The 3,751-nt window shown below is 62.6% G+C and carries 2 protein-coding genes; one reads left to right on the plus strand and one right to left on the minus strand.

From position 1 onward, the window contains the following. Positions 1-287 (plus strand): YadA C-terminal domain-containing protein (locus tag M0954_RS19780; RefSeq protein WP_297355032.1); only part of this gene is annotated, 287 nt, incomplete at its 5' end. Positions 288-488: 201 nt separating this feature from the next. Here the strand turns inward: M0954_RS19780 and hrpA are convergent. Further along, on the minus strand, positions 489-3,751 hold a 3,263-nt coding region (gene hrpA, locus M0954_RS19785; protein WP_297355034.1), incomplete at its 5' end, for an ATP-dependent RNA helicase HrpA.

Genomic DNA, 3,751 nt, shown 5'->3' on the forward strand with positions numbered 1-3,751 from the left:
AGGACTATACCGACCAGCAAGTGAACGCGGTGCAAGACTCGGTGAATCAGGTCGCGAAGAACGCGTACGCCGGTATCGCCGCAGCAATGGCGATGCCGAACATGACACCGTCGGGTCCGGGCAAGACGATTGTGGCTGGCGGAGCTGGCGCGTATAAGAATGGCACAGCACTGGCTGTCGGCGTCACCCACCGTTCGATGAACAACAAATGGCTGGTGAACGGCGCAGTGTCGGCCACCTCGACGGGTGATGCAGGCGTGCGCGCACAAGTGGGCTACGAGTTCTAAACGCGGAATGTAGGGGAAACGCTGGCATTAATAGCGACTCCCCTGCATCGGACTCCTAAGTTTAAAAGGCGGGTTGCTGATTTCAGCAACCCGCCTTTTTCATCATGGAAAGCCAACAATCGGATAGCTGGCGATAACGCTTCCTAAAACGGCTTGATCACCACCAGCGCCACCACGAGCAGCATCCGCAACTCAAACCCCTCAGCGCTGCATCGACTCCCACACCTTGTGTAGCCGCTTCACCGACACCGGCATCGGCGTACGCAACTCCTGCGCAAAAAGCGAGATCCGCAACTCCTCCAGCATCCAGCGGAATTCCGCTAGTCGCGCATCCATCACCCCACCACGCTGCGCCAGCGCGCGCTGATAGTTCTGCAACAGCGGGTGAAACTCGGCAAATTGCCGCGCGTCTCGAGCCTGGTCGGCTTTGAGCTTGTCGATGCGTAGCACGATTCCCTTCAGGTAACGCGGGAAGTGCGCAAGTTGCGCATACGGCGTATCGATCACGAAGCGTTTGCCGATCAGCGCATCGAGCTGATTCTGCATGTCCGCATGGGCCGCCGCAAACGGCTTCGCCTGCACCAGCTTCTTAGTCACGCTCGCGTATTCGCTGAGAATCTGGCCCACCAGCCGCGCAATTTCCTGTGCGAGCAAGGTCAATCGGCTGCGCCCTTCGTCGCGTCGCGTGTGGAACGCAATATCGTCGGCCGGCAGCGGGTCCTGCAGGCAGGCGCGATCGAGCGCGGTATCCACCAACTGGTCGCGCAACTCCTCCTGCGTGCCGCGCGGCATGAACTGCATCGCCATCTCACGTAGGCCCGGGAGGTTCTTCTCCAGATACTTGATCGGCTCCTTCAACTGCAGCGCGAACAGCCGCCGCAGCCCCGCACGATGAATGCGCGCGGCTTCGTCCGGCGAATCGAACACCTCGACATCGCAATGCGTGCCGCGATCGACCAGCGCCGGATAGCCGAACAGCGTCTGCCCGCCGCGGCGGATTTCCAGCAGATCGGGGAGCTTGCCGAAGTTCCAGGTCGTCAGGTTCTCGTAGAGCGCGGTCGTCGCCGGCGCGTCTGACGAGGCGGTCTGCGGCACAGGTACGCCACCCTGCCCGCGCGCGGCGCTACCCGCGCCTGCCTCGCGTGAAGCTGCGCCCGCAGCACCTGCTGCACCGGCCTGGCCGCGCAGGCTTCCGCCCTGCCCCTGCCCTTGTCCCCGTCCAGCCGCACTATCAACGCCCGCCCCGTCGCCGGAGCCACTCGCCCCCGCCAACGCCACACCCGCTGCCCCGGAAGCAATCTTCTGAAAGTGCTGCTGCGCCTGGCCGCCCAACTCCGCGCGCAGTTGCGCGAGATTGCGTCCCATTGCGAGCTGTCGCCCGTGCTCGTCCACAACCTTGAAGTTCATGAACAAATGCGCACCCAAGGTCTCGAGCTTGAAATCGGACTGCTTCATTGCGACCTGCGTCTGCTCACGAACATCCGCAATCAACGACTCAAGCAAACCACCCGCTCCGAAACGCGGCCCACCATTGCGCTCCACAAACCCCGCAGCATATTCCGGCAACGGCACGCAATGCCGTCGCAGCTTTTGCGGCAGCGACTTGAGCAGCAGTTGCGCCTTCTCCTTCAGCATGCCGGGCACGAGCCATTCGCAGCGCCGTGCATCCACCTGATTCAGTGCGTAGAGCGGCACCGCAAGCGTCACGCCGTCGCGCGGCGAACCCGGCTCGAAGTGATAGGTCAGCGCCATCTCGACGCCTGACATCGTCATCCGTTTCGGGAACAGATCCGTCGTCACGCCAGCGGCCTCGTGGCGCATCAGATCATCACGTGACAAATACAGCAGACGCAACTTGTCTTCGGGTTGGCCGCCCTTCTTCACTTCATCTCGATACCAGCGTTCAAACGACGCGCCCGTGTAAATGCCTGGCGGCAGCGCCTGATCGTAGAACGCGTAAATCAGTTCATCGTCGACCAGCACGTCCTGGCGGCGTGATTTGTGTTCGAGCTGCTCGATATCGGCAAGCAGCTTGCGGTTGTGCGCAAAGAAAGCGAGCTTGGTGTCGAACTCGCCCTCCACCAACGCGCCGCGAATGAACAACTCACGCGCCCGTGCCGGATCCTGCTTGCCGAAGCTAACGCGACGCCGGTGGTAAATCGGCAGACCGTACAGCACGGCACGCTCAAAAGCCGATACCTGCGCCGCGCGTTTTTCCCAATGTGGTTCAGAGAGCGACTTCTTCAGCAGATGCGCGCCGATCTGTTCGATCCACTCCGGCTCGATCTTCGCGATACAGCGCGCGTACAACCGGCTCGTCTCGACCAGTTCAGCGGCCATCACCCAGCGGCCGGCTTTCTTCACCAGCGCCGAACCCGGCCACAGATAGAACTTGATGGTGCGTGCGCCGAGATAGTAAGGCTCGTCGTCGGCTTTCAGACCGATATTGCCGAGCAGCCCCGTCAACAGCGCAAGGTGAATCTGCTCGAAGGTCGCCTCAGCTTCGTTGATGCGCCAGCCGTGTTCGCGCACCACCGTCAGCAATTGCGAATGCACGTCGCGCCATTCGCGCAGGCGCAGTTGCGACAAAAAGTTAGCGCGACACTCGTCGTGCAACTGCCGGTTCGATTTCTTGTGCGCGATGGCGTCGTCGAACCAGTTCCAGATCTTGAGCCATTGCAGGAATTCGGAGCGCTCGTCGGCAAAGCGGCGGTGCGCCTGATCGGCCTGCTCCTGCGCTTCGATCGGCCGGTCGCGCGGATCCTGCACCGACAGCGCGCTCGCGATGATCAGCACTTCGCGTAGCGCCTGCTGGTCGCGCGCGGCGAGAATCATCCGGCCGACGCGCGGATCGAGCGGCAAGCGCGCGAGTTCGCGGCCAAGCGGCGTGAGCTCGTTGTCGTCATCGACGGCACCGAGTTCGTTCAGCAGTTGATAACCATCGGCAATCGCGCGGCCGGGAGGCGGTTCGATAAACGGGAAGGTTTCGATCGCGGTGAGGTGCAGCGACTTCATCCGCAGAATCACGGACGCCAGCGACGAACGCAGAATCTCCGGATCGGTGAAGCGCACGCGCGACTGGAAATCGGTCTCCTCGTACAGGCGGATGCACACGCCATCGGCGACCCGGCCGCAACGACCGGCCCGTTGGTTGGCCGCCGCCTGCGAAATCGATTCGACCTGCAACTGCTCGACCTTGTTGCGATACGAATAGCGCTTCACGCGCGCCAAACCCGTATCGACGACGTAGCGAATCCCTGGCACCGTCAGCGAGGTTTCCGCGACGTTGGTAGCCAGCACGATGCGCCGCGCGTTCGAGGAACGGAACACGCGCTCCTGCTCGGCCGCCGAGAGGCGCGCGAACAGCGGCAGAATTTCCGTATGCGGCGGATGGTGCTTGCGCAGCGCCTCTGCGGCATCGCGAATCTCGCGCTCGCCGGGCAGGAACACCAGCACGTCGCCGG

Source organism: Paraburkholderia sp., from assembly GCF_026225065.1.
Classification (GTDB): domain Bacteria; phylum Pseudomonadota; class Gammaproteobacteria; order Burkholderiales; family Burkholderiaceae; genus Paraburkholderia.